General features: G+C 60.2%; 28 protein-coding genes and 1 pseudogene. 13 read left to right on the top strand and 16 right to left on the bottom strand.

Features of this window, described 5'->3' with window-relative positions:
* The 5 genes from ccmI to BN77_RS09610 form a co-directional block, all read right to left on the bottom strand.
* The coding region (ccmI, locus tag BN77_RS09630; RefSeq protein ID WP_081593571.1) for a c-type cytochrome biogenesis protein CcmI at window positions 1-343 on the bottom strand (343 nt) is incomplete at its 3' end.
* Between the two features lie 112 nt (window positions 344-455).
* Window positions 456-881, bottom strand: a complete 426-nt coding sequence (locus tag BN77_RS09625; protein WP_007531044.1) for a hypothetical protein — start codon at window positions 879-881, stop codon at window positions 456-458.
* Window positions 882-998: 117 nt separating this feature from the next.
* Window positions 999-2,402, bottom strand: coding sequence for a sensor histidine kinase (locus tag BN77_RS09620; RefSeq protein WP_007531042.1), 1,404 nt, complete (start codon window positions 2,400-2,402; stop codon window positions 999-1,001).
* Window positions 2,392-3,063 (bottom strand): response regulator transcription factor, encoded by a 672-nt coding sequence (locus tag BN77_RS09615; RefSeq protein WP_007531040.1) that lies wholly within the window; start codon window positions 3,061-3,063, stop codon window positions 2,392-2,394. Before BN77_RS09615 ends, BN77_RS09620 begins: the two co-directional genes overlap by 11 nt.
* 53 nt (window positions 3,064-3,116) lie before the next feature.
* Entirely contained in the window at window positions 3,117-3,365 is a 249-nt protein-coding gene (locus BN77_RS09610) for a hypothetical protein (protein ID WP_007531039.1), read from the bottom strand.
* Window positions 3,366-3,977: 612 nt separating this feature from the next.
* On the opposite strand from BN77_RS09610, the gene BN77_RS09605 reads away from it, so the two are divergent.
* Together BN77_RS09605 and BN77_RS09600 are read left to right on the top strand one after the other, a co-directional pair.
* A complete protein-coding gene (locus tag BN77_RS09605) occupies window positions 3,978-5,192 on the top strand; it encodes an MFS transporter (protein WP_040676997.1) in 1,215 nt (404 codons plus the stop codon).
* A 105-nt stretch (window positions 5,193-5,297) separates the two neighbouring features.
* Window positions 5,298-5,690 (top strand): GFA family protein, encoded by a 393-nt coding sequence (locus BN77_RS09600; protein ID WP_007531032.1) that lies wholly within the window; start codon window positions 5,298-5,300, stop codon window positions 5,688-5,690.
* Window positions 5,691-6,240: 550 nt separating this feature from the next.
* On the opposite strand, the gene BN77_RS09595 is transcribed toward BN77_RS09600, so the two are convergent.
* Both BN77_RS09595 and BN77_RS09590 read right to left on the bottom strand, forming a co-directional pair.
* Window positions 6,241-6,549, bottom strand: coding sequence for a Dabb family protein (locus BN77_RS09595; protein WP_007531028.1), 309 nt, complete (start codon window positions 6,547-6,549; stop codon window positions 6,241-6,243).
* 19 nt (window positions 6,550-6,568) lie between these two features.
* Window positions 6,569-7,255, bottom strand: a complete 687-nt coding sequence (locus tag BN77_RS09590) for a glycoside hydrolase family 19 protein (RefSeq protein ID WP_007531026.1) — start codon at window positions 7,253-7,255, stop codon at window positions 6,569-6,571.
* A gap of 150 nt (window positions 7,256-7,405) precedes the next feature.
* Here BN77_RS09590 and BN77_RS35515 point away from each other — a divergent pair, with 150 nt between their 5' ends.
* The gene (locus BN77_RS35515) at window positions 7,406-7,537 is read left to right on the top strand and encodes a hypothetical protein (RefSeq protein ID WP_268871411.1); all 132 of its coding nucleotides are present in this window, start codon (window positions 7,406-7,408) and stop codon (window positions 7,535-7,537) included.
* Window positions 7,538-7,701: 164 nt separating this feature from the next.
* On the opposite strand, the gene BN77_RS09585 is transcribed toward BN77_RS35515, so the two are convergent.
* Window positions 7,702-7,947 carry a hypothetical protein gene (locus tag BN77_RS09585; protein ID WP_007531021.1) on the bottom strand — a complete coding sequence of 82 codons (246 nt, stop codon included), beginning with the start codon at window positions 7,945-7,947 and terminating at the stop codon, window positions 7,702-7,704.
* Between the two features lie 312 nt (window positions 7,948-8,259).
* On the opposite strand from BN77_RS09585, the gene BN77_RS09580 reads away from it, so the two are divergent.
* Window positions 8,260-8,604, top strand: coding sequence for an MmcQ/YjbR family DNA-binding protein (locus tag BN77_RS09580; protein WP_007531019.1), 345 nt, complete (start codon window positions 8,260-8,262; stop codon window positions 8,602-8,604).
* A 6-nt stretch (window positions 8,605-8,610) separates the two neighbouring features.
* On the opposite strand, the gene BN77_RS09575 is transcribed toward BN77_RS09580, so the two are convergent.
* The gene (locus BN77_RS09575) at window positions 8,611-9,525 is read right to left on the bottom strand and encodes an SDR family oxidoreductase (RefSeq protein WP_007531018.1); all 915 of its coding nucleotides are present in this window, start codon (window positions 9,523-9,525) and stop codon (window positions 8,611-8,613) included.
* Between the two features lie 80 nt (window positions 9,526-9,605).
* Between BN77_RS09575 and BN77_RS32005 the strand changes: the two are divergent.
* Window positions 9,606-10,157 (top strand): annotated as a pseudogene (locus BN77_RS32005) (TetR/AcrR family transcriptional regulator); the annotation flags it as partial.
* Window positions 10,158-10,167: 10 nt separating this feature from the next.
* Here the strand turns inward: BN77_RS32005 and BN77_RS09570 are convergent.
* Window positions 10,168-10,656, bottom strand: a complete 489-nt coding sequence (locus BN77_RS09570) for a YcgN family cysteine cluster protein (RefSeq protein ID WP_007531016.1) — start codon at window positions 10,654-10,656, stop codon at window positions 10,168-10,170.
* Window positions 10,657-10,843: 187 nt separating this feature from the next.
* Here BN77_RS09570 and BN77_RS09565 point away from each other — a divergent pair, with 187 nt between their 5' ends.
* Window positions 10,844-12,982 (top strand): transglycosylase domain-containing protein, encoded by a 2,139-nt coding sequence (locus BN77_RS09565; RefSeq protein ID WP_007531015.1) that lies wholly within the window; start codon window positions 10,844-10,846, stop codon window positions 12,980-12,982.
* A 125-nt stretch (window positions 12,983-13,107) separates the two neighbouring features.
* On the opposite strand, the gene BN77_RS32000 is transcribed toward BN77_RS09565, so the two are convergent.
* Window positions 13,108-13,470, bottom strand: coding sequence for a CAP domain-containing protein (locus tag BN77_RS32000; protein ID WP_244426209.1), 363 nt, complete (start codon window positions 13,468-13,470; stop codon window positions 13,108-13,110).
* 435 nt (window positions 13,471-13,905) lie between these two features.
* Between BN77_RS32000 and BN77_RS09560 the strand changes: the two genes are divergently transcribed.
* Window positions 13,906-14,493: a DUF1214 domain-containing protein gene (locus tag BN77_RS09560; RefSeq protein WP_007531014.1), complete on the top strand. Its 588-nt coding sequence runs from the start codon at window positions 13,906-13,908 to the stop codon at window positions 14,491-14,493.
* The gene (locus BN77_RS09555) at window positions 14,486-15,040 is read left to right on the top strand and encodes a DUF1254 domain-containing protein (RefSeq protein ID WP_007531013.1); all 555 of its coding nucleotides are present in this window, start codon (window positions 14,486-14,488) and stop codon (window positions 15,038-15,040) included. Before BN77_RS09560 ends, BN77_RS09555 begins: the two co-directional genes overlap by 8 nt.
* 8 nt (window positions 15,041-15,048) lie before the next feature.
* On the opposite strand, the gene BN77_RS34085 is transcribed toward BN77_RS09555, so the two are convergent.
* Window positions 15,049-15,216 carry a hypothetical protein gene (locus tag BN77_RS34085; RefSeq protein WP_007531012.1) on the bottom strand — a complete coding sequence of 56 codons (168 nt, stop codon included), beginning with the start codon at window positions 15,214-15,216 and terminating at the stop codon, window positions 15,049-15,051.
* Window positions 15,217-15,723: 507 nt separating this feature from the next.
* On the opposite strand from BN77_RS34085, the gene BN77_RS09550 reads away from it, so the two are divergent.
* The 3 genes from BN77_RS09550 (at window position 15,724) to BN77_RS09540 (ending at window position 17,743) form a co-directional block, all read left to right on the top strand.
* On the top strand, window positions 15,724-15,930 hold the full coding sequence (locus BN77_RS09550) for a hypothetical protein (RefSeq protein ID WP_007531010.1): 207 nt from the start codon (window positions 15,724-15,726) through the stop codon (window positions 15,928-15,930).
* Window positions 15,931-16,140: 210 nt separating this feature from the next.
* Window positions 16,141-16,545: a GNAT family N-acetyltransferase gene (locus tag BN77_RS09545; protein ID WP_244426171.1), complete on the top strand. Its 405-nt coding sequence runs from the start codon at window positions 16,141-16,143 to the stop codon at window positions 16,543-16,545.
* Window positions 16,546-16,732: 187 nt separating this feature from the next.
* Window positions 16,733-17,743, top strand: a complete 1,011-nt coding sequence (locus BN77_RS09540; RefSeq protein ID WP_081593533.1) for a DUF2336 domain-containing protein — start codon at window positions 16,733-16,735, stop codon at window positions 17,741-17,743.
* Window positions 17,744-17,749: 6 nt separating this feature from the next.
* Here BN77_RS09540 and BN77_RS09535 read toward each other — a convergent pair whose 3' ends face one another.
* Genes BN77_RS09535 through BN77_RS09525 form a run of 3 tightly spaced genes read right to left on the bottom strand, consistent with a single transcriptional unit; the run spans window position 17,750 to window position 20,589 of the window.
* The gene (locus BN77_RS09535; RefSeq protein WP_007531007.1) at window positions 17,750-18,106 is read right to left on the bottom strand and encodes a DUF1491 family protein; all 357 of its coding nucleotides are present in this window, start codon (window positions 18,104-18,106) and stop codon (window positions 17,750-17,752) included.
* Window positions 18,107-18,155: 49 nt separating this feature from the next.
* Complete coding sequence (locus tag BN77_RS09530) at window positions 18,156-19,088, bottom strand: peptidoglycan-binding domain-containing protein (RefSeq protein WP_007531006.1); 933 nt, start codon at window positions 19,086-19,088, stop codon at window positions 18,156-18,158.
* Window positions 19,060-20,589 (bottom strand): sensor histidine kinase, encoded by a 1,530-nt coding sequence (locus BN77_RS09525; RefSeq protein ID WP_007531004.1) that lies wholly within the window; start codon window positions 20,587-20,589, stop codon window positions 19,060-19,062. Before BN77_RS09525 ends, BN77_RS09530 begins: the two co-directional genes overlap by 29 nt.
* A gap of 459 nt (window positions 20,590-21,048) precedes the next feature.
* Here BN77_RS09525 and BN77_RS09520 point away from each other — a divergent pair, with 459 nt between their 5' ends.
* Together BN77_RS09520 and BN77_RS09515 are read left to right on the top strand one after the other, a co-directional pair.
* On the top strand, window positions 21,049-21,534 hold the full coding sequence (locus BN77_RS09520; protein WP_007531002.1) for a DUF5330 domain-containing protein: 486 nt from the start codon (window positions 21,049-21,051) through the stop codon (window positions 21,532-21,534).
* A gap of 205 nt (window positions 21,535-21,739) precedes the next feature.
* Window positions 21,740-22,162, top strand: a complete 423-nt coding sequence (locus BN77_RS09515) for a SufE family protein (RefSeq protein ID WP_007531000.1) — start codon at window positions 21,740-21,742, stop codon at window positions 22,160-22,162.
* A 385-nt stretch (window positions 22,163-22,547) separates the two neighbouring features.
* On the opposite strand, the gene BN77_RS09510 is transcribed toward BN77_RS09515, so the two are convergent.
* Entirely contained in the window at window positions 22,548-22,979 is a 432-nt protein-coding gene (locus BN77_RS09510; RefSeq protein WP_007530998.1) for a Ros/MucR family transcriptional regulator, read from the bottom strand.
* Window positions 22,980-23,336: the final 357 nt, after the last annotated feature.

The raw sequence follows: 23,336 nt of genomic DNA, 5'->3' as shown, positions 1-23,336 counted from the left end.
CAGGCCGCCCCAGCACAAGGTAAAGACAGAGCCCGACAATCGGCAGGAGAAGGAGCACGAAGGCTTCGGACAGACGGTGATGCTTCGCAGGCTTGCGATCGGTTACCGGCGCGGCCGACACGGTGATCAGGCGCCGACCGATTTCGGCTCGCGCATAGTCCGCCTCGTCAGCTGAAATCAGTCCACCGGCGAGGTCACGATCGAGCTCCCGTAACTGATCGCGATAAACTGCGGCCTCTCCGGCGCGCGTATTATCGACCGTTTTCGCACCACGCAAAAGCGGACAAAGCAGGATAGCTGCGACGGCCGCCGTCAGCGCGGCCACAAGAATCCAGAAAAGCATAGGCGCCAAATACTCGAAGCAAAGATCTATTCCAACAAGCAAAGCCGCGATGACGATTATTTGAGGCATTTGGCCGCAATATATCGTCAGCGGCGCCTGTTGCCGTCACCGGCTAACCGAGCGGCGACCAGCTGCCGTTGTCGTTTCGGCAGGCGGAGCCGCGCGCCACCGTCTCCTTGCCATCGATTGTCACACTGTGGGTATACTGACGGCAGTTCTGCGAGCCGACCTGATAGGGCGCAGACGCGACGACCCTGCCGCTGACATTGCGTCCGCTCCAGACAACGGGCTGGCCGACGGCGGCACCTTCCAATGCACGATATTCGGCTTCGAGGGCGCGCTGGAGGTCACTATCGTTGAGATCTACGCCGCTGCGACCAATGATGCCGCCTTGCAACGCCGCAATAAAGGCAGCCGAAGCGGGAGGCTTCCTGGAGAAAAGACCACCGGAACCGCCACTCTTCGTCGTTTGGCACCCGGAAAGCGTCATGGCCAGGAGAAGCGAGGAAACGATCATGCCTTGCGAACGTAGCATCATTCAGCCGAACCAGAATCATGTGTCAATTAACGCAGCCGCACGGGCACCAAGCCGGGTCGGCAATAAGGCAAAGCATGCTATGCAATCGCCTATCTCTATGTGACATCAAGCAATTGCTCACGCAACATCCTTTGTGATGCCAGGCAAAATAAGGCGGGCCTTCAGTCCCTGCCATTCGCCGCGCGACAATTCCAATCGCCCCTGGTACTCGTTGGAAATCTCAGTGACGATCGAAAGTCCGAGACCCGTGCCCGGTTTGCTCTCGTCCAGCCGTTTGCCGCGCTTCAGCGCTTCGCGGATCTGATCCGGCTCAAGCCCTGGTCCATCGTCCTCGACGACAACCTCAATCCAGTGGCGACGCCCGCTGCCTTCCACGCCCTTGACCTCCTCCGGAGCTTCCTCGACGGAAAGGCGAACCTTGGTGGCTGCGAAACGGGCGGCATTCTCCAGAAGGTTGCCGACAACCTCTTCGAGATCCTGCTGTTCCATCGCGACCGCGAGATGTGGTGGCGTCACGGTAAGTTCAAACTGCTTGTCGGGGTTCAAGCGCCGCATCACGCGAACCAGGCGCTCCAGAGTCGGTTCGGCATCGGTACGCGCGAGCACGGATTCCCGTTGTGCGGCAATTCGGGCGCGGTTCAGATACGACTGCACCTGACCCTGCATCGCCTCCGCTTGGTTGCGTACAAGATCACCGTGTGAGCGCTCCAGGACGCGCGCCTCGTTGAGCAGCACGGCGATCGGCGTCTTCAGAGAATGGGCGAGATTGCCAACCTGCATGCGCGCCCTCTCGACGATGCGGCGATTGCTATCGATCAGCGCGTTGACCTCGTTGGCGAGCGGCAGGATCTCGCGCGGAAAATCACCTTTCAACTGCTCGCTCTCGCCGGCGCGAATGCGTTCGAGCGCTGCGCGCGCCTTGTCGAGCGGCTTTAGGCCATAGAGAATAGCGAGTGCATTGACGATCAGACTGCCGACACCGAAGCCCGCGAGTGCCAGGTAGAGGCTATGGGAGAAATTGCGGACGTCATCCTCGACGACATCGACATTGCCGGTAACGCGGAAGCGCGCGGCGCGACCGTCCGTATCCAACACGACCTCGGTCTCGGCTACCTGGATGCGGTTGCCCGAAGCATCGGTCACTTGGTAGTAGCGCTCGTAGTTCTTGTCGAAGGGGGCTTCGAGAACGGATGGAACGGGGATCGAGACCGAGCCGAGCGAGGGTGAGACCAGCGGCGGGGCCGTGTAGGTGCCAAGCGGCTCGACCACCCAGTACCATCCCGTTTTCGGCTGCGCGAAGCGCAGGTCGCCGAGCTGTGGGCTGCCGCTTAGCACCCCCTGATCGCCAATCGTCACGGAGTTAATGACGTTGTAGAGCTGGGCACGCAACAGGTCCTGAAAGCCACGCTCAGCGCTCTTCCGGTATAGCGTCGAGATCAGCAGGCCGATGACAACAAGCGCGACGGTCGACCAGATCGTGGTCAGCAGCAGGACGCGTGCAGTAAGCGACTTAATTCGCATTGTTCGGCGCTTGGATGCGGTAGCCGAGCCCGCGCACCGTTTCGATCAGGTCGACGCCCATCTTCTTGCGAAGGCGCCCGACGAAAACCTCGATCGTATTGGAATCGCGGTCGAAGTCCTGATCATACATATGTTCGACCAGTTCGGTGCGTGAAACCACTTCGCCCATATGGTGCATGAGATAGGAAAGCAGTCGATATTCATGCGACGTCAGCTTCAAGGCAACGCCATTGACGGTAGCCTTCGAGCTCTTGGTATCGAGCCGTATGGGGCCGCAAATGATCTCGGACGAGGAATGGCCCGCCGCACGACGGATCAGGGCGCGGATGCGCGCCAGCACTTCCTCGACATGGAAAGGTTTGGTGACATAATCGTCGGCGCCGGCATCGATGCCTGCGACCTTGTCGCTCCAGCGGTCGCGTGCCGTCAGGATCAATACCGGCATGCCGCGACCCGCACCGCGCCACTTCTCTAGAACCGTCACGCCATCCATTTCCGGCAAGCCGATATCAAGGATGATCGCATCATAAGGTTCGGTGTCGCCGAGGAAGTGCCCTTCCTCGCCGTCAAAGGCCTGATCGACGACATAGCCAGCTTCCTTGAGGGTGTCACTAAGCTGCCGGTTCAGGTTGACATCGTCTTCGACTACCAGAATGCGCATCGGTCCGCTTTACTCCGCTTGATCTCTTCGGCGTCTAGATAGGCCGATTCTGCCTACATCGGAACCTTGACAGTTACCTTACGCGGGCGCTGGCCGTTGCCCTGGACCAGAACGGTAATGATGCAGCTATCGCCCAAAGGCTGAACGGAAAGGAGCTGGCCCCCCGTTTTTTCCACAACCTCACGCGCGGCCTCGCTGCAATCACCTGCAACACGCACCGTCAGGGTACGCGGATTTTCCGGTGAGGGCGACGTTATCGCCAGCCCGGCGACTAGCGCTGCGACGCTCAAGACAGAGGCCATGTGCAATGCTTTCAATGGATACCAACTTGGCCCAGACTATGTACTCAAGCGACCTGAATGGCAAATGAATGCCTTGTAATCCCTGATGTTTAGAACAGTTTTGAATTCGCGCTTCGCGTGTTGGGAAATGCGGCGCAGCGAACGAGGGCACCCGCTCGCCGTACCGCCTCAACCGTGTATTCACAATCGAGTCGACCAGCTGGCTTTGGCCAGCCATGGCATCATCGATACCCGCAAAATGCAACACTGACGCGACGACGGAAATCAGCGCACCCGTTTTCGAACTGTACCAATTCTTCAAATGGAGCATGTTCGCGCTCGCCCAGCTCCCAGATATGCACGCTGAGACTTTCCCGTAGGTCAAAACCGGCGCCGGTGACATCGAGGTCTGCGTTGGGCGAGCCGTTTCAACCGCAGCCTCGGCACCGTCTCGTAGCTCGTTTTGTTGCATATCCTCAGGAGCAGGTGTTTGCCCTTCTGCGCATCGTCGTTCAATTCCTCCGAGAAAACAGGCGCCGTCGGCGCGCCGTGGTGTCATCCACTTGACACTTTCAACCAGCCGGCGAAGCTGCTACGACGTTGCTCGCCCCTACGTTCGCGTCAAAGCCCGCCATGTCTCGATCCATACCCTTGCGCTCGGTGCAGACAATTGCCGTACTTGCCGTCACGCAGCTGATTGGCTGGGGCACCACCTTCGACATGCTCGGTGTCATGGGTCGCGTCATCGCAGGGGATCTCGGTTTGCCGAATGAGGTGGCCTTCGGCGGGCTGAGCATAATGATGGTCGTCAGCGCCTTTGCCGGCCCAGTAACCGGCCGCCTGCTCGCCCGACACGGAGCTGACCACGTACTCGCCGCCGCTTCGATCGTCTTCACGATCGGTCTGCTGCTGTTATCGGCCGCACGGGGCATCATCCTCTATGAGCTCGCCTGGATCGCGATCGGCGCTGGGGGCGCGTTCGGACTTTCCGCCCCCGCCTATACCGCCGTCGTGGAACGCGCCGGACCTGACAGCAAACGGGTGATTGCCATTCTGATGCTGTTCACCGGCCTTTCGAGCGCAATCTTCTGGCCTGTCCTCAGTGAGCTCAACGCGACCGTTGGTTGGCGGACGACCTTTCTCATCGGAGCGGCGCTGCAGTTCTTCGTCTGCCTCCCGCTGCATCTTTTTGCCCTGCCGAGACCGATCGCCTTTGCCGCGGATGGCAAAGCCACACAGGAAACGCCGGTACTGCTCTCGCCAGCGGGGCAACGCAAGGCGTTCGCGCTGATTGCCGCGGCCACGACGATCTCGACCTTCGTCACCTTCGGGGTGTCGCCATCGCTGCTTGAAATACTCCGCCAGTCTGGCGCCTCTCCTGATCTGGCGCTGCAGCTCGGTTCGGCGCGCGGCGTGATCGGCATCTCGGCGCGCTTCCTGGACATGCTCCTCGGCCGACGCGGCAATCCGATCCTCAGCGCCGCGATGGGCGTAAGCCTGATGGTGTCAAGCTTCCTGATGATGTTGCTGATACCGCCCTCGACGCCGCTACTGGTCACGTTCATCCTGCTCTATGGCTTCGGCACCGGCGTCATGACCGTCGCCCGCGCACTGCTGCCGCTCGCGCTGTTCTCGCCGCGCGAATTCGGGCTGCAATCGGCTCGTCTGTCGCTGCCGCAGAACCTCGCCAACGCCATCGCGCCGGTCATCTTTACAGCGATCCTCGATCGCGCCGGCGTCGGAACCGCGATCGCGACCTGCGCCGCGCTTGCCGTCCTGTCGCTCGGCTTCGTGCTTATGTTGGCTATGCAGGTCAACGCGGCGACCAGGATGTGCGAACCAATCTAAATAAGATGAAAGCAGCTGCACTCGCAGCGGTGGGGCAGACATTGGAGGTCCTCGCCCCAACTTCGTTATAAGCAGTCCACCATTTGATCTTGGAGGAGAAGCTACATGGACCGGTTCACTGGCAGTTGTCGCTGCGGCAACGTCCGGCTCGTGGCAACTGGGCGCCCCTATCGGGTCGGCATTTGCCATTGTCTCGACTGCCGTAAGCATCACGGCGCGCTTTTTCATGCATCCGCGATCTTTCCCCAGGATGCGGTGACGGTCGAAGGCGAAACAAGCGATTACGATGGGCGGTTCTTCTGCCCCCGCTGCGGCTCCCCGGTTTTCGGACGCTCCGCGGATGAGGTCGAAGTGAACCTCGGTTCACTCGATGCTCCCGACCAGCTGAAGCCGACCTACGAGCTCTGGACCATCCGCCGTGAATCGTGGCTGCCACCCTTTCCGCTGTCGAAACACTACGAACGCGATCGCGACGCCACAAGCCGCTTCGAGGAATAGATGCGACGCTAGGCGGTGGCAACTGTGATAGGCTCCGTCACGACGCGAAGGCGAAGCTCGGCGACATAGAGCTTTGTCTCCGCGTCGCGCCTGCTCCGTGTCCTGACATGCAGCCGACGAGGTGGTGCTGGGCAAGATCGAGTGTCGCATCCTGCAGCAGGGCGTGGAGGCGCGAGGCACCATCTGCGCCTGCTTTGTCGACCGGCATCGATCCGGGTTTCGAGCGAGAGCAGATGCCCCTCGCCTCTCTTCGTCGAGGTCAAATAGTCGTTGCTGGCGATCTCGCCGATCAGGAGAAGGCAGCTTTCGCCCTGTCACGCGGATAACGTCTCGCCGATTAGCCGAGAAGCTCGGCGTCGCTGGTTAGCCCTGAAATGGATCGCCGGCCGCAGTTCATCGGCTGCGCTCTTTGGGCGCCCGTTGCCGAGCGCCCTACCTTAATGGAAACCGTGCACTATCAACCGGAATGACACCACCCTGTCCACGCGGACCGTATCGGCTCCTCGCTGTCCTGTGAGATTGATCCCTCAACCTCACCGTGCCGACGGCATCACTGCAGTGGCTGCTTCACCGCTGCATCGCTCTCATAATCCGCCGCCATCCGCATTTCGCGGATCGGGCGCACGAGGTCGATGGAGCGCTGGTAATCGGGATGCGCCTTGTAGGCGGCAAGGGCCGCCTCATCATCGAATTCGCCGTAGACCACGAGGTCGACATCGGTGCCGAGCTGATCCGTCTTAAGGTTGGTGCCGATCTCCAGCAGGCGGACGTAGGGGATCGCCGTCAGGATCGAAAGGCCGGCGCGCACCTTCTCCAGTTGATCCGCGGGCGCTGAGAAGAAGACGATATGGCGGATCATGCGGAACTCCTGTCAGGGTCTAGCCGAAGACGCGCGCGATAGCACGCAGAAGCCACTCCTTCAACCGCGCAAGCCGTCCTGCTGGCTGTTCGCGGCGGATGGCCGCAAGGAAGGTCTTGCCGTAGCCGGCAAGCTTTTCCGCCCGATCCGTGCCGTTGACGATGCGGCGCGCATTGATCCAGTCATCCGTCGTCTCGTTCAGGTGGTCGGCGAGCTTATGATTTGCAAAGGAACCCTGCACCATCCCTTCGATCAGGATTGAAACGGCCGCGTCCATCTCCATCGCCCGGTCGGGCTCGGCGACCAGGTCGATGCCAGTCAGCCGACTCATAGCCTCGTAATTACGCTTGTGAGTGAGCTGCACCAGACCGCGGCCGAGCCAGCACTTGCCGTCCTCATCAGGGCGCCAGTACGGCGTCTTCACCCACGAGAGCTTGCCTGACGCATAAGCATTCTCAAGGATCTCGATTGCCCTTGCGTCGGTCGTCGCCAGCGTCTCGCGCACCGGCTGCATCGTATAGGCCGTCTCGTGATAGGCGGTCGCCATGATGTATGCGAGCCAGCGCAGATCGGCGTCCGGCATCCGTGTTTCCCAGAAATCGAGAATCGCCGTCATCCCTTCCACCTGCGGCTGATTAAGCGCTCCCTTAAAGAGGGCGTCACGCACTGCGTCGAAGAAGAAGGGCCTGTCGATGTGGATAACCATAAATACCAGCCTCAAAAGTGGTACGCCGCTTTGCGCCTCAATCGATTAAAATTAATTCAATCGTTTAAAGTGTTTAAGCGCCTGATTTACAGATAGTTTAAGCCGTGCCAGTGATTAACTCACCGTTAAACCAAGCACTCGGAGAAGAACATGCAGCAGCCGGCCAATAGCAATCAGCCGACCATTCCCCAGCATGTCGTCGACCAGCTCGAAAACGAGTGGCGTCAGGTTCGCCCGGAGCAGCAGACGCCGCGCCCGGCACAACAGCAACCTCAACGCTAGTCTTTCAGACACGCCTCACCCACATCCAGCCAGTCGGGCCAACGACCGAGATGAAGGCCCGTCGGGGGCCGAAGTTGCACATACTGTCGTCCAATGCGACGGACCGCCTGGTATGGGCAACCACCCCTGCTCCAGAATGCCGCGACCGTTCAGTCCTCAGGTATTTACCGTGCGTTGCTCGCGCGGTCGAGACCGTCCGCCGTCGTCGGCTCGACGGCGACGACGGTGCGGCTGACCTCGCCGGTGAAGCGGATCGTGGCGGCTTCGATCATTATGTGCCGCCAGAGCGCGTCGTCGCGATCCTCGATCAAATCCCCGTCGAGCTCCCGACGCCCGAGCGGCGCGCCGCCATATTGTTGCGCCAGCGCGTCAATGAGGCCCGGTGGCGGATTGGCAGCATTGGCAAGCATGCTATCCGTTCGAGTGGAGTGCCCGTGTCAGTAGTCAATTCCTTGAGCATCTGGACTGGTCCGGCCTTCGTCACCAGCTGACGCGAATGACTGCCGAGGACAGGTAAGCTTCCACTCGGGCAAGTCCGGAAAGCTTGGCCCATGCACTTCGGCCGCGCCGCCCACAACTTTCCGACTGTGGCATAAGCCTGTCCAGCGTCCGTCACGTCATCACGGATCGTTTTCCTATCAATTGAAAATTTTCCGACCGGCCGCAGATGCCTGAGTTTTTGTGATGGCCCGCGTCCATCAGCATGTGCTAATTTTATCGCCATGAACCAGGAAGAGCTCATTTCCTTTGCGCTCAGCCTGCCAGAGGCGGTCGAGGGCGCACATCATGGCACACGTGATTTCCGCGTGCGCAGCAAGATATTCCTGACGATGCCCGATGAGAACTTCTGCGTCGTCCGCCTGACGCCCGACCAGCAGCACATGACGCTGGCGGTGGCGCCCGATGATACGGCTGCCGTGCCGGGCGGCTATGGGCTGCGCGGTTCGACCCGGCTCTTTTACGGCAAGGCGAGCAACGAATTGGTGCAGGATCTGGTGCGCAAGGCATGGCAGAACGCCGCGCCGAGAACGTTGCAAAGACAGTTCGTTATCATCCCATCTGGTTAATTCGATCTAGCGGTATCCGGTGGCGTCGGGGGCCTTGCCCATGTCCATCACCTCGTCCATGTAGCGCCAGCAATCCGGCCGCGATCCGTCCACATCGTCAAAGCCGTAGACTTTGGCAAGCCCGCCGCTCGACAGTGACTGGCCGTTCCAGCGGGCGCGTTCGGGATCGGCGGCCAGTGCTGCCACCGCCCGTCCGGTGAAGCGCGGCGTCTCGGAGATGACGAAATGCGGTTGCACTGACGTCGCGTCGCGCCAGTTCTCCTCAGTTACGCTGAAGATATCGAGCATCATTTCGGAGCGCATCCAGCCAGGCGTTAGCGCCACCGACGTTGCGCCATGCAGGGCAAGATCCTTGGCGTGCGCCCAGGCCATGCGGATGGCGCCTGTCTTGGCGAGGTCGTAATAGGGGCAAAGACGATAGTGCGCGGCGTTGTATTCGGCCGTGCCGTCGGTCAGCTCGACCAGCAGCCCTCCGGGACGCTCGATCATCAGCGCAAGGGCGAAATGCGCAGTGATCAAGTGTGTGTCGATCGCGAGCCGCAGCATGCGCAGTCCCTTGTCCAGCGAGTGCTCCCAGACCGGCTTGTTCCATTCTGTCAGATGTTCGCCGCCCCAAATATCGTTGACGAGAATGTCGAGCCGGTCCTGTTCGTGCCGGATGCGGCCGATCAGCGCCTCGACCTCGGCAGGCACGGTATGATCGACGCAAACGGCGATTCCCTCGCCGCCCGCAGCTGTTACCATCTCGGCGGTCTCCTCGATAGTTTCCGGGCGTCCGTATTCCGACTGCGTTGCCCGCGTCGTACGACCGGTGACGTAAACCGTTGCGCCGGCAGCTCCGAGTTCCACGGCAATCCCGCGACCGGCACCGCGGGTGCCGCCGGCCACTAGGGCGATCTTTCCTGAAAGCGCTGCTGTCACGTGCTTTTCCTTCGCAACCATTCCGCTTGAACATAAACGAACGTTCGTTCATATTCATCGGGAACGCAACAGGAAATTTCATGCCACGCCCCCGCACGCTTTCCGACGAACAGCTTCTCGACATGGTCCTCGGGCTCGTCCACGCGCAAGGCCCTGACGCTGCGAGCTTCGGCGCCGTGGCGAAGATCAGCGGTCTTTCGGGCTCGACGCTGGTGCAGCGCTTCGGCACCAAGGCTGCGATGCTACGGGCTTGCCTGTTGCGCGCCTGGGACCGGCTGGACATGGAAACGGCCCGGCTGATCCAATGTGTTCCCGAGACACCCGAAGGCGCCATCGACCTGCTCGCCGGACTTTCCAAGGACTACGGCGAGGATGCCGCATCTTACGCGGAAGGCTTGCTGGTACTGCGGGAGGATCTGCGCGATCCCGCGCTACGCGCACGCGGCGCGGCCTGGGGAAAGAAACTGGCCGCAGCTCTGGACCAATGCCTTGGCGCCGAAGGCAAAACTCATCTTGGACGACTGATGCTCTCCCAGTGGCAGGGCTGCTTGCTCTGGTGGGGCTTCGAGCCGCAGGGCTCGGTCGAAAACCACGTGCGCGGCGAGCTAAAGGTTTTTCTTGGCTCGGCCGCCTCGTTTGGTGCTACTTGGCCGCCTCCGGCTCCTGCGCCGGCGCTTCGTCGCCCACCGTCAGCGGCCAATCCACCACGTAATCCTCGAAGTCGTCAACCTTGACCTCGGTTTCGCTGATCGTGCGACCGCGCGCCGAAATCCCCGCGGCATGCACGGTCTCGGGATCGCCTGAGACCAGCGGATGCCACCAGTAGAGATCACGGCCCTCGTTAATCAGCCGGTAGCCGCAGGTCGGCGGCAGCCAGGCGATTTCGTCGACGTTTTCCTTGGTGAGCTGAACGCAGTCCGGCACGAAATCCCAACGGTTCTCGTAGGAAGAACAGCGACAGCTCTGATCGTCGAGCAGCTTACAGCGGATCGAGGTGAAGTAGACGTCGCCACTATCCCACTCCTCGAGCTTGTTGAGACAACAGAGGCCGCAGCCGTCACACAAGCTCTCCCATTCGGTCGTCGTCATCTCGGCGAGCGTCTTCGTCTTCCAGAAGGCTATGTCTTCCATCATTCCGTTCTTGCAACAGCTCCGCGCAAAATCGCGTGAGAGCTTCCATTTCTCTTGTTCTTGTCAGGCAAATCAACCAATGATTCACCAAGCTCCGGCTACTCCGGGGCACTGTCGGCAGATTTGCCATAGTCCGGCGTCAGGTTCCTCCGACGTCGAAGTGACTGATCGGGCGGGAATACAAGACGTGACGGATCCGGACAATCCAGAAAAACGGCCGCGCAAGCAACGCCACCTGCTTTTGAAGATCGACTCGTGGATCGATTCGACCATCTGGAACGCCGGTTTTCGTTCCGCCGAGATCTGGGAAGACATCACCATCTTCTTCCGCCGCTTCCGCGTTCGCGGCTGGAAGCGCATCGTCTTCGAACTCGGCGGTGAAGGCCTGACACTCGGAGCGGTCGGCGCCGTCCTGATGCTCACCCTTGCCCAGCCTGCCTTTGAGGCTACCAAGGAAGATTGGCGCAATCGCGGCGACTACGCCGTCACCTTCCTCGACCGCTACGGCAACGTCATCGGTCACCGCGGCGTCATCCACCAGAACTCCGTGCCGATTGATGAGCTGCCCGATGCGCTGATCAAATCGGTGCTGGCAACGGAGGACCGGCGCTTCTTTGATCACTTCGGCATCGATGTTGTTGGCCTCTTCCGTGCGCTGGTCACCAACGCCCAGGCCGGCGAAGTCGTGCAGGGCGGCTCGACGCTGACGCAGCAGCTTGCCAAGAACCTATTCCTTTCCAACGAACGCTCGATCGACCGAAAGATCACCGAAGCCTTCCTGGCACTGTGGCTCGAAGCCAACCTCTCTAAGAAGGAAATACTTTCTACCTATCTCGACCGCGCCTACATGGGCGGCGGTACGTTCGGCGCTGCCGCAGCGGCGCAATTCTATTTCGGCAAGAGCATCACCGACGTCAATCTGGCGGAGTCCGCGATGCTCGCGGGACTGTTCAAGGCGCCGGCGAAATATGCGCCGCACGTCAACCTGCCGGCGGCGCGCGGCCGTGCCAACGAGGTGCTGACCAACCTTGTGCAGAGCGGCCTGATGACCGAGGGCCAGGTGATCGCCGCCCGGCGCAATCCGGCGACAGTCGTTGACCGCAACCAGGTGGAATCGCCCGACTTCTTCCTCGATTGGGCTTTTGACGAGGTGATGCGGCTGTCGCCGCGCTTCCACCAACACTCACTGGTCGTCAGGACCACGATCGACATGGGCCTGCAGAGCGCGGCCGAAGACTCCGTCGAGACGTCGTTGCGCGAATATGGCGAGAGCTATCACGCCAAGCAGGGCGCGATGGTGGTGATCGAAAACGGGGGCGCGGTACGGGCCATGGTCGGCGGCCGGGATTATGGCGAGAGCCAGTTCAACCGCGCCACCAAGGCGCTGCGCCAGCCGGGCTCGTCCTTCAAGGTCTATACCTATTCGGTAGCGATGGAGAGCGGCATGACGCCGGACACCATCGTCGTGGACGCCCCGATCTACTGGGGCAACTGGAGCCCGCACAACTACGCCAACAAATATGCTGGACGCGTCACCATCGCCACGGCCATTGCCCAATCGATCAACACCATTCCGGTACGACTTGCCAAGGAAAAGCTCGGCATTCAGCCGATCCGCGCCATGGCGAAAAACCTCGGTGTCGAGACGCCGATCCGCGACGACGTAACGATTCCGATCGGCACCTCCGAAGTGACCGTGCTCGACCAGGCAACCGCCTACGCTGTTTTCCCTGCAGGCGGCTACCAATCGCGCCGACACGGCATCACGCAGGTCCTCGATTACGGCGGCGACGTCCTCTATGACTTCGACCATGACGAGCCGCCCGCCAAGCGCGTGCTCTCCGAAAAGGCCGACACCTACATGAACCAGATGCTGTCGCGCGTTCCCTATGTCGGAACCGCGCGGAAGGCCGCGCTCGACAACGGCATTCTGACGGCCGGCAAGACCGGCACGACGCAGGCTTATCGCGACGCCTGGTTCATTGGCTACACCGGTAACTACACCGCCGCCGTCTGGTTCGGTAACGACGATTACACCTCGACGAACAAGATGACCGGCGGCTCGCTGCCAGCAATGACCTTCAAGCGCGCCATGGATTACGCCCATCAGGGCATCACGCTCCGCCAGATCCCCGGCACGCAGCCGCTGCCACCCGACAAGACGGCCAAGACCGTTGCCGCCACCAAGCCGGAGGAAGGCAGCCCGCCGCCCCTCGTTCGGCCACGGATGCTCTCGATTGAGTCGACCCGCATTCTCAAGGACCTTGGCCAGACGCTGAAGGCGGCGCCGCCGCTTGCCGCGCAAAAGGTCGCCAGCGCCAACTGAAGCGCTCAACTGCGATTTCGTGACAATACACTTAGCCGAAAAGGCGCCTTCTCGATCGCACCTGCTTGGCCGAGACCGTGCTGGTGTTATTGTCGTTGTGGCAGGGCAGCTCAAACCGCGAGCGGCTATCTGCAAGCAAAGAACGTCGAGTACCCCCCGACCACAGAAACCGCCGCATATCGCAGATCAGGTTGAAGCATATTGGCGTTATGCCCGGGAGAACTCCTCCACCTGGAAAAAAGATGCTGCGCATTTGCATGTCCAACACCCACGTTTTCTGAACATACTCCACTCAGCCCAGCGGACCGCGCTTGAGCCGATCTCAGGCGGAAACCATCGTGATTGATGCTTCCCCGGGCAGCTTGGTACCGGCTATGCTGCAAGGCCAAGGCTCGCAGAGTGGCGTTTTCGGTCAGGGGCGCCAAGCCACGGCTCACCCTATAGGAATTGATAAGGGCCAGTGTCTGGTGGCCAAAATCGCCCGTCATGCTTGGCGGTTTGGCCGCACTAATGCATCCTGAAATCAGAACGACAAATGCAATTGTCCGCAGAATTTTCATTGTCGAATTTCCTCATCCTAACAAGGGTTCGCCTCCGGCGGGCTTTTCTCTTAACACAAGGCCTCAAGGCTTTAGAGTATTCGGCCGATCTATTGACTGATATGCAAATAGAACGACTTTGAAATTGCAGCATGGGTGAGCGGGTGACACACGCGGGCTCTGCTGTCGGTATCTCGCTGATGGAGTTGAACCTCGGCATGCGATGAGCCGCAGCCAAGATCGCACTCGCCGGCTCACAAACAACGAGAACCTACCACTGCTGCCCGTTTTGCCTGCGATATGTCGCCGCCAACGTCCTGCGCCATTCCGTGCAGCCAGAATCAGTGGTAACCCTTCAACTGAATTGTTTCTCAAGGGCGCGTAGTGTTTCGGTTTCCTCTTTTCATCGCGATGACTCTGATTATCGCCTTTGGCGGCGGGATCATGATTTCACTCTACGCGCTGAATGCGACGGCGGGTTTCGGTGCGATCAAGCTCGGCGCATGGGAGGCCTTCCCCGAGCTGCAGACAGAGAGCGCCGACCCATATGCAAAATCCCACAGAGCGCGGGCCGGGCGCCTGCTCTACGGAAGCGCTGAAGGCCTGATGTTCACCGCCAAGGTCGACGATGCCGGCGACCGGCTGAATGCCGGCTGCAGCTACCGCATCACGGGACAGACGCCACCGGCCCGCATCTGGACATTATTTACCGCAGACAACAGCGGCAACCCCGCCTCGCTGCGGCCGGGACTTCCCGGCGCAATGAATTCCTGGATTGTGCTGCGCCAGCCCGACAGTAGCTTCTCGATCGAGATTTCTGCACGCGCCCGGCCTGGGAACTGGCTGGCGCTGCCTGCAGCCGGCACGTTCCAGCTTGTCCTGACCCTGTTCGATACCCCAACCGCCGGCAGCTCCGGCGTGATTGACCTTGCGATGCCGAAATTGCAGAAAATCGGATGCGGCAATGCTTAGAGTTCTGTTTGCCATCCTCGCGGGACTTTTCGGGGCAGCACTGCTGCATTTTGTGATCATCCTATCTCTGCCGCACTTTACCGGTAAGGACGCCGCGACCCGAGTGGCTACCGAGGGCGATCTCGACAAGTTCTATCTGCTTGGGGCGACTGACGACACGGCCGGTCTTTCCAACGACGACCCCTTTGTACGCACCGCGGTCTGCTCATTCGACATTGAGGAAAACCCGGTCCGACTGACCGCGGAAGGCAACGTGCCGTTCTGGTCGATCGCGCTTTATGACGAGGCGTCGAACGAGATTTTCAGCATGAACGACAGGACGTCGGTTGGCGGTGCGCTTGATATTTTGATCGGAACCCCGATCCAGCTGACGGAGCTTCGCAAGGCTTTGCCGCCGGACCTGCAGAAGACCATTCTTGTGGAAAGCACACGTTCGGAGGGATACGCGGTGTTGCGGACATTGGCGCCCCAGGCGAGCTTCGATGCAGCCGCACGGAACTTCCTCGCGGAGGCCGGCTGCGACGAATATGCCGGCTCCTCGAACTGAAACAAAGCCTACTTCTTTACCCGCGAAACGCGATGCCCAGGTGGGCGCTTCGCGTTTTCTGTCAGGCGCTCGTAGCGCACACCCGTGAAAAGCAGGATCTGCGCCTCGATTGGTCTTTTGTCCTTGCGGCGTGGCCTCCGAGAGAGACGGTCCGCGAATGCGACGACTATTGCCATTCTCGTCTCCATGCACTGCCCGAGACGGATGAACTGCGGAATCTCACCCTGCCCGCCTGCGCGGGCCAGCGCGTCCTATAGAGCGACCGGGCTCAGAGGCATTCGCGCTTTTCTCACGGCACCTGTTAGAAATACCGTGATGTGAAACCGAGCGATCGAAGCCTCGAACGCCGTTCCTGTCCGAATTGAGACATATGACGGTTAACAGATCGTTAATTGCGTACGTGAACATTAGCTGCTTGTGCGACATCCTATAAACGCGCCGTACCGCCTTTTGGTTTCAAACGTCTCACAAGAAGATTCGGTTCACAATACCGCGATGATATTAGTATTAATTCATATACTTAACGGAGGTTGTGCCGGTGATGGCTGGTGGGACCGCTGATTAATTGATTCTTGTCACAAAAATATCAATTGCGGTCCCGGGCAATACCGGTAAAGTTGTGCGACCAGGCACGACTTTCGTGGCCAGAGGGCGTCTGCCAGCCGCGGGCAGGGAGGGGTGAAATGTCTTTGTTCATCGGTTCGACATTCTCTCCCGAGGATCTTGATGTGCTTCGTCATGCGCTCGAAGCCTGGTGCATGGAGAAGCGGGTCGACATCAAGAGCGCCGAAGCCCAATTGGCGGCCTCCGCTGCGCTTGACCTCTATCAGTCGGGAAACAATAGCACCGAACGGCTTTTGGCGGCGCTCCGCGGACACAAAGGGCTTTAGTTTTCCGGCTCGCACTCTCGAGCGGGACCAGAAAGCCCTCAGCGATCTTATGAAGGAAGGTTTCCATCTGATTTGGGGGACGCGCTATTGCTGTCGATTTCGAGGGCATGCACCGCTGAGGATTTCACCATTGGCAGTGAGTTGTGCAAGGCGTTTGGCGCCTGGGATGCCGAGGCATGCCGCGATTATGGCATACCGTCGGAGGTGGTCGTGGCTTTCTTCCATGGTGAGGGCGACGATGCGTTGGCTGCAAAGTACAGTCTGGACGATGCGCCGTTCTTGCTGGCTCGATGGCATGGTGAACCAGCAGGCTGCATTGCCCTTGAACCCTTCGACGAGATCGCGGCCGAAATCCATAAATTCTATGTGGCCTCTCCCTTCCGGGGACGTGGCATAGGAAGGGCACTCATGCAGGCAATCTTGGCTGAGGCCATCAAGGGGCCCAGATCGATGCTGCTGGTGCATACGACCGTTTACATGAGGAGCGCGGTGACGCTGTACGAGGCTTTCGGCTTCGCGCGCTGTCGGCCATTCCGGGATATTCCGGACGCGATCAGGCAGACGGAGGTCTTCATGAGTCGGCCGATCCGGGCGGCTCGCGACGACAGTCACTAGTTGCATTCGCCGCTGCACAATTCCCGCGGTCCCGAACCGTGGCACCTTTCGGCACAATTTTAATAAAGTCTTAGGTAACCATTAACCCTGCCCATGTAGGATTTGTTCATAACCTATGTAGGTAAGGGGCGTCCCTCCGCGTCCAGTCCTGCGACATCCCGTTTTTGCGTTTCCAGGGTGTGTTCTTGTGCGTGACCGGTTCCGAGACCTAGAGGCCCCATCCGCCAGCCGGAAGAAGGACGTGGTTCTCATGGCGACAGTCAGCAGCTTCGAGGGATTACAGCCGCCGACCCGCTCCGAGCTGCGCCAATTCGCGGAACTCTTTACGCCGCTGTTCCAGGCATCCTCTCTCGAGGCGAAGCGTCAGGCCGTGGCCGCCCTTTCCCAATGCGTGCAGATTCCGGCGGCCGTGGCACTCTTCGTCGGCTCCCAGCCGATCGACATTGCCGCCCCCTTCCTCACCTCGTCGCCAGCGATCGACGATGAAACACTGATTACAATTGCGCGCACCCAGGGCAGCGCGCACATGAAGGCGATCGTCAGCCGGAATGCACTTTCCCCGCGGGTCATCGATGCGCTGGTCGGCCTACGCCAAGCCGAACAGCGGCTGGCAGCACCGGTGGAACTTGAGGCTCCGAGCGTCGGGCCAGCCGAACCGACGGCGACCTCCCCCGAAGAGGCCGAAGCAGCCGCCCAACGCGCCAACGAGGAGGAAATGCGCAACAGGATTCGGGAACTGGCGTGTCACGTCAGCCGCCCTGAGGGAGATCGCCTCGGGCTGCGGAACCTTTCGCCGATCCAGGCTGCACTGCTCGTCCGGTTCGCCCGCAATCGCGAGGCAGCCCTATTTGCCAAGGCGCTTGCCAATGGGCTTTCCGCAAGCCGCTGGCTTGCCGAGCGCATCATGCTCGATATCTCGGGACAACAGCTCGCGACCACCCTCATCAGTCTCGGCATGGATTTCCTCGACGCCGTCTTCGTGCTCGAAAAGCTCTACCCTCACCTTGCTGAATTGCAGCACGGCGTCACACGCGCCTGGATGGTGCTCGACGCACTCGATCCGGAAGAGTGCAATGCCCGTGTCGAAGCGTGGCGACGGGCGGACAACTACACCTATCTGCCCGGCGACACAGGACCGACCCACTCCGACCGCGAGGTGCCGCCGGCCCGGGGCAGACGTTTCATCCGCCCGCGCTGATCCGGCCTATAACGGGTTCCGCCGCTCATCAACCAGCGGAACGATATCGCCGAGATCATCAGCCTCGAGCTCGACAACCCATAGATCCGGATCGAATTTACGCTCACGTTCGAGGAGTTCCCTCACTCTCTCGGGCTCTTCCCGCGTCAGCCGCCGCTCGAACAGTCGCTCGCCGCTCGTCTCCCGGTCGAAGACGCTTTGCGGCGCGGGGCCATAGAGCGTCTCAAGTCCATCGCGAAAATGCTGGCGGATAAAAACAGCTCCCGCCTCGTCGGCGCCTTTCGCCTCGACAGCGGCAAAGTCGCCCTTTGCAAAAACCCGACGAAGAAGGGCGGAGACGAAGATGTCGGTGCGTAATCTCATGGGCGAGCTATAGCAGACAAACAGGTGGCGGCAATGTGGTGCATGCGCTTCAAAGCGCGCCGATTTCCTTGAGCTTCTTCAGAACAGCCTCGCTGGGCTCACCGTTCTCCGGAAGGTTATAGTGCTTCTGGAAGTGGCGGATCGCCGTGCGTGTCTGTTCGCCGGGCACGCCGTCGACGCCGACGTTGGCATAGGCCATGTTGGTGAGGCCCTTCTGGATCTTCAGGACGAGATCGACGGTCGACAACTCCGTAGACTGTGTCTCTTTCTTTGTTGGTGTCGGCGCGGTTTTGATGGTCTTTTCGGCGCTGCGTATGGCGGCTGCGACCGGATCCTCGGCCGACGCCTTTGAGGTGACGTCAGCAGGCGGCTTTTCCAACGGGACCGCCGAGGGGCCGACCGAGTCGGTTCTGAGCGCTGCCAGCACCTCGGGCGTCGCTTCGCCCGTCTGCGGCATTCCAACGGTTTCTTCGAAGAAGAGGATCGCCGCGCTGGTGCGGGGACCGATGACTCCATCCGGAGTACCGTTGTAGAGGCCGCGCCGTACCAGCTCGGTCTGGATGTCCATGACGATCTGGCTGCGTTGCTGACCACCAGCAGCGGCCGGCGGCGTCGCATTGGTCTGCGTGGCGTCGGCGTCGTCCTGCCGCTGGATCTTGAAGGTCGTGACGTTCCCGCTTTGCTCCTCGACGGCCGGGCGGCCACCAAGCGCATTCGGGAAGAGTGGATCACGCGTGCGCAGGAAGGGGTGCGGATGAGCGCCCGGCTGATACCAGAGCGCGTTGGCGGCGACGAAGCTAAAGATGACCAGGAAGGCTGCCGTACCGCCGGCAACCGACGGGTTACGGCCGATCACGCCGCCGAGCGCGCTTGCGCCCTGCAGCCCGATGCCGCCGACGACGGTTGCCCCGGTGAGAAAGAGGCTCGGCCGCTTCTGCCGGCCTCTCCTTCCCTTAAGCGATTTTCGCTTGCTCGCGGCCATCGAAAAGACCCTCTTCCAAAACGCCTCGCGCTGGCGCATCCTTCAGTCGCGGCGGGAACTCGACAAGATCGTTGCGGGCCGTACCCGCAGCCGGAATGCCAGAGCCATCCGCTGCAATGGAAATCGTAATGATCGTGCCGGCGCCCGGAGTGCTGGCGATTGCGAAGTCGCCGCCATGCAGCGACACCAAGCCCTTCACCAGCGACAGACCGAGCCCGGTCCCTTCGAAGCGCCGGCTATAATCGTTCTGGATCTGGACAAAAGGTTGGCCGAGCATTTCCAGCTTGTCGCCCGGAATGCCGATGCCGGTGTCGCTGACGCAGAGATTCAACACCCCGTCGTGCATCGATGCATCAATCGAGATTGCGCCGCCCGCATCGGTGAACTTCACGGCATTGCCGACCAGGTTGATCAAGATCTGCTGGATCGCGCGCTGGTCGGCTACGACCTCCTCCAGGCCGCGCTGCACGCGGCTCGTCAGCGAGACACCCTTGGTCTTCGCCTGCAGTGCCAGCATCGACTCGCAGGAACGAACGACGGATGCAATGTCGAATGGCTCGAGGCAGAGCTCATAGCGCCCGGCCTCGATCTTGCTCATGTCGAGCATGGTGTTGACGACCGATAGGAGATGCGCGCCGGACTCCCTGACAAGACCGACATATTCCCGCTGACGTTCGTTCTCGAACTTGCCGAAATACTCGCCAAGCAGGATATCCGAGAAGCCAAGGATCGCATTGAGCGGCGTGCGCAGCTCATGGCTGACGGCGGCTAGGAACCGCGACTTTGCATCGTTGGCCAAGCGGGCGTCATCGGCACGGTTCTGCGCCTCTTGGCGCAACTGCTGCTCCAAGGAGACATCGCGTAGCTGGGCTATCACACTGAAGAGAGCACCGTCGCTGTCTTGGCGAGCCGTCAAGTCCATCCGCAGGTAGGCAAACTGCCTGTTGTCGCGCGAGACCGAAGGCCGTTCCAGCCGCAAGTCGACCGCGGCAGTCGCCTCACCCTGGCGAAGCTGATCGAGTGCTCGCAGAAAAAGGATACGGTCGGAGACGTGTATCTGATCGACAAAGCCCTTACCGGTCGGATCGCGCATCCAGGCGAGAAATTCGCGCTTGTCGCGACCGCCAACGGCGGTGACGTTGCCTTGCGGGTCGAGGAAGAAAGCAAGGCCGGCGGTAGCTTCCATAAAGAAGTCTTCGGCAACAGGCGCGGCGGCGGCAACCGTTGCCGAGCTCTGACGCGAAAGCGCAATGCTGCCGACTGCAGAGAATAGAAAGGCCGCGCATACCGTCGCGACGCCCACCGGCAGTGCGATGGCGGGACTGGTCACCAGGGAGAGCCCAATGGGCGCCGCAACCAGAGCCGCCGACGACAGCAGCGCCAGCCGGCGCAGGATCATCAGTTCACGCTGGCGCACGGCTGCACCGCCTCCTGTCCGGGAGAGCCAGCTTCCCGCTGCCCGGTCCACGAGGGCTGCCGCCCGCTCTGCGATCTTACTCATTACACGCACGCAATACCCGCCCGATAAAGGCTCTTTACCAAGGCGGACAATAGGCCCTTGGCGCTTAAGGAAAGGATAAGGGAAAAGCCGCCTCCACACCTCAAAGGAGCGAAATGTCCCGTTTTTGAGCATCTGGAAGCGGCTTTGGTTTTTACGGTTAACGGGCGGTAAGCGGCGGATTTCGTTTACATTTCAGGCGTGCGTTAACCTTTGTGGCAGCTTCGCCTCAAGGTTTGCCTGCAATTACAGGAGGTGACCCGCCACATGCTTAACGAGGGTCGCTGCAATTCGACTAAAATGTGGTGCAAATGCCGTTCATTAAAATTCGAGTTAAATTTGCCGCAAATGCCGACAAGTTTCGAAAACTGGCATTCGCAACTCTGCTCTAAGGTCAAGGCACACCGGAAGACCGGACCGATTCGGCGCAAGACCGAACGGAAAACAGGATGGGCAACGACTATGTGGTTTCTGATCAAAGGATCATTCTGGTTCGGGCTTGTGCTCGTGCTGTTGTCGTTCTTCAGCGGCGAAAGCCCGACCGGTTCGCAACCGAAATTGCAGTTTTCCGACGCCTTTGTTGCGGCGACAGGCGCTTATGATTATGTGACCGGTATGTGCGGCGAGAAGCCGGAGGTCTGCGTCAAGGGTGCCGAGACTATGGCCGCACTCGGCCACCGGGCCCGCGAAGGCGCCAGGGTCGCCTATGAACTCCTCGACAGCCGCTTCAGCGACGACAAGACTGCCAAGCCTGTTGCCGCAACGAATGCACCGATCACTCCGATCGCAGCCCTTGCACCATCCCATACGGAAGCGCAGGTGCAGGAACGGACGGCGCTGAACCAGCCAATGCCCTATCGCCCACCAGTTGACGAGAGCGATGAAAGCCTTTCCGATACCGTGACAACTGGCACCATTCCGCTGCCGACGCCACGGCCGGGTAGCTGAGAAATCCGTGGGAAATTCCCGCAATTAATCTTGCACGGCGATCCGCAAAGTCGCGGAAAGTCCTGTGCCTGACGTGCCTGCCCTGTTTATTTTCAGCCTTTGCTGCGCCGCGTGGATCCCTATCCTTCGCGGCGTTTCTTTTTAATGGTTCAAATCTGGCCTGGTTTCACCTATATGAAATCCTGAGAACGAAAGGCCACAATACATGACGTCCCTCGAGCAGATCCTCGATGACTTTTCCTTCCTCGACGACTGGGAGGACCGCTATCGCTACGTCATCGAACTCGGAAAGGCGCTGCCGAACCTTCCCGACGACAAGAAGACCTCAGCCAACAAGGTGATGGGCTGCGCCAGCCAGGTCTGGCTCGTCACGCACACCGAGGGGGATCCGGACAATCCCGTCATGACCTTCGAAGGCGACTCCGACGCGCATATCGTGCGCGGGCTCGTGGCGATCGTGCTGGCAACCTACTCTGGCAAGACAGCGTCCGAGATCGCAGCGCTGGACGCTTTTGACGTGTTCTCGAAGATCGGCCTCGTCGAGCACCTTTCCTCGCAGCGCGCCAACGGTCTGCGCTCGATGGTCAATCGCATCCGCGAGGAAGCGCGCGTGCACGCAGTGGCCTAAGCAACCACCTGCATCATCACGAATAGAGTTCCGGCCGACCCTGCACACCCAATGCTCCATACGCGGCCCGTGGGCGGGCGCGCTGCGAACTCTGGTGCCTTGAGAGTGCCATCAGTGCGATCCGTAATATCAGTTTGCTTTGAGCGCGCAATGGGTAGTGATACGCGCGGATATCCCGCTGTTGGTCAGCTTGGCCATGGCGCCGCGAGCCGTTCGCGCAGTTTGCATCACGCGGTTGGCAGGAGGCGGTGATCTGCGGCTACAACTGGCCGCGAGTGAAAACGGCAAGCAGCTGTCGCCGGCGGCAATCGCACGTTCGGTCACGCCGAAAACGCAAAAAGCCGGGCTTCCGCCCGGCTCCGCAGGATCCAATCCTCGGCAACGATCAGACGCGTCCGCGCTTGCGACGCTGGCCGAGCCCCATTTCCTTTGCAAGACGCGAACGCGCTTCAGCATAGGCTGGCGCTACCATCGGATAGTCGACGGGAAGTTCCCATTTTTCCCGGTATTCTTCCGGCGATAGGCTGTGGTGGGTCATCAGGTGACGCTTGAGCGACTTGAAGTTGCCGCCGCATTCCAGGCAGGTGATCTGCTCATCCTGAACGGATTTACGCACCGAGACAGCCGGCTTCTGCTTTTCGACAACGGCCGTTGCAGGTTGTGGCGCCGATGTATTGCTCAGCGCTGAATGCACGTCCGAAATCAAGTTAGCGAGATCGCCAACCGGGACCACATGGTTGCTGACATAGGCGGCAACAATATCTGCGGTAAGCTCCACCAGCAATTCCGGCCCGCTACCGGCTGCAGTATCCGTCATAATACGTTTCTCCTGTTTCAATGCTCCAAAGGTCTAAGCCTCGTCAGCCAAGACCGTCATCGTAGAGCAAACAGCAAAAAACTCAGGCTACGGCTACCTGTTTCGAAAAACTGAAATCCACCCCTAGATTCCTGAGGCCGAAACCCGTTTCTTATACTGCCTGATTTCGAACTAGTACGCCGTCACGCAGGCTACTTCCTCAATTAAACAGTGAAATGCAAAGCCAACGAGGAAATAAGCAACGTGATTCTAATTCAATATCAGAACTCTACTTGAACTCCAAATATCACCGTTTTGCGAAAACGCCAATTATTATTTCGTATATATCTACCGAAAAATGGCCAACTCGCAAGAATT

The sequence above is a fragment of the Rhizobium mesoamericanum STM3625 genome (assembly GCF_000312665.1).
Classification (GTDB): domain Bacteria; phylum Pseudomonadota; class Alphaproteobacteria; order Rhizobiales; family Rhizobiaceae; genus Rhizobium; species Rhizobium mesoamericanum.
This window is presented reverse-complemented; position numbering and strand designations above follow the sequence as displayed.

Bases quoted from the DNA above. Each gene is read 5' to 3' on its own strand.
- BN77_RS09590 (WP_007531026.1), bottom strand. From the start codon at position 7,255: ATGGTTATCCACATCGACAGGCCCTTCTTCTTCGACGCAGTGCGTGAC.
- BN77_RS09600 (WP_007531032.1), top strand. From the start codon at position 5,298: ATGGACCGGTTCACTGGCAGTTGTCGCTGCGGCAACGTCCGGCTCGTG.
- BN77_RS34085 (WP_007531012.1), bottom strand. From the start codon at position 15,216: ATGGCAATAGTCGTCGCATTCGCGGACCGTCTCTCTCGGAGGCCACGC.
- BN77_RS09515 (WP_007531000.1), top strand. From the start codon at position 21,740: ATGACGTCCCTCGAGCAGATCCTCGATGACTTTTCCTTCCTCGACGAC.
- BN77_RS09625 (WP_007531044.1), bottom strand. From the start codon at position 881: ATGATGCTACGTTCGCAAGGCATGATCGTTTCCTCGCTTCTCCTGGCC.
- BN77_RS09610 (WP_007531039.1), bottom strand. From the start codon at position 3,365: ATGGCCTCTGTCTTGAGCGTCGCAGCGCTAGTCGCCGGGCTGGCGATA.
- BN77_RS09605 (WP_040676997.1), top strand. From the start codon at position 3,978: ATGTCTCGATCCATACCCTTGCGCTCGGTGCAGACAATTGCCGTACTT.
- BN77_RS09570 (WP_007531016.1), bottom strand. From the start codon at position 10,656: ATGGAAGACATAGCCTTCTGGAAGACGAAGACGCTCGCCGAGATGACG.
- BN77_RS09520 (WP_007531002.1), top strand. From the start codon at position 21,049: ATGTGGTTTCTGATCAAAGGATCATTCTGGTTCGGGCTTGTGCTCGTG.
- BN77_RS32000 (WP_244426209.1), bottom strand. From the start codon at position 13,470: ATGACGGGCGATTTTGGCCACCAGACACTGGCCCTTATCAATTCCTAT.
- BN77_RS09535 (WP_007531007.1), bottom strand. From the start codon at position 18,106: ATGAGATTACGCACCGACATCTTCGTCTCCGCCCTTCTTCGTCGGGTT.
- BN77_RS09525 (WP_007531004.1), bottom strand. From the start codon at position 20,589: ATGAGTAAGATCGCAGAGCGGGCGGCAGCCCTCGTGGACCGGGCAGCG.
- BN77_RS09510 (WP_007530998.1), bottom strand. From the start codon at position 22,979: ATGACGGATACTGCAGCCGGTAGCGGGCCGGAATTGCTGGTGGAGCTT.
- BN77_RS09615 (WP_007531040.1), bottom strand. From the start codon at position 3,063: ATGCGCATTCTGGTAGTCGAAGACGATGTCAACCTGAACCGGCAGCTT.
- BN77_RS09550 (WP_007531010.1), top strand. From the start codon at position 15,724: ATGTCTTTGTTCATCGGTTCGACATTCTCTCCCGAGGATCTTGATGTG.
- BN77_RS09620 (WP_007531042.1), bottom strand. From the start codon at position 2,402: ATGCGAATTAAGTCGCTTACTGCACGCGTCCTGCTGCTGACCACGATC.
- BN77_RS09595 (WP_007531028.1), bottom strand. From the start codon at position 6,549: ATGATCCGCCATATCGTCTTCTTCTCAGCGCCCGCGGATCAACTGGAG.
- BN77_RS35515 (WP_268871411.1), top strand. From the start codon at position 7,406: ATGCAGCAGCCGGCCAATAGCAATCAGCCGACCATTCCCCAGCATGTC.
- BN77_RS09580 (WP_007531019.1), top strand. From the start codon at position 8,260: ATGAACCAGGAAGAGCTCATTTCCTTTGCGCTCAGCCTGCCAGAGGCG.
- BN77_RS09530 (WP_007531006.1), bottom strand. From the start codon at position 19,088: ATGGCCGCGAGCAAGCGAAAATCGCTTAAGGGAAGGAGAGGCCGGCAG.
- BN77_RS09585 (WP_007531021.1), bottom strand. From the start codon at position 7,947: ATGCTTGCCAATGCTGCCAATCCGCCACCGGGCCTCATTGACGCGCTG.
- BN77_RS09555 (WP_007531013.1), top strand. From the start codon at position 14,486: ATGCTTAGAGTTCTGTTTGCCATCCTCGCGGGACTTTTCGGGGCAGCA.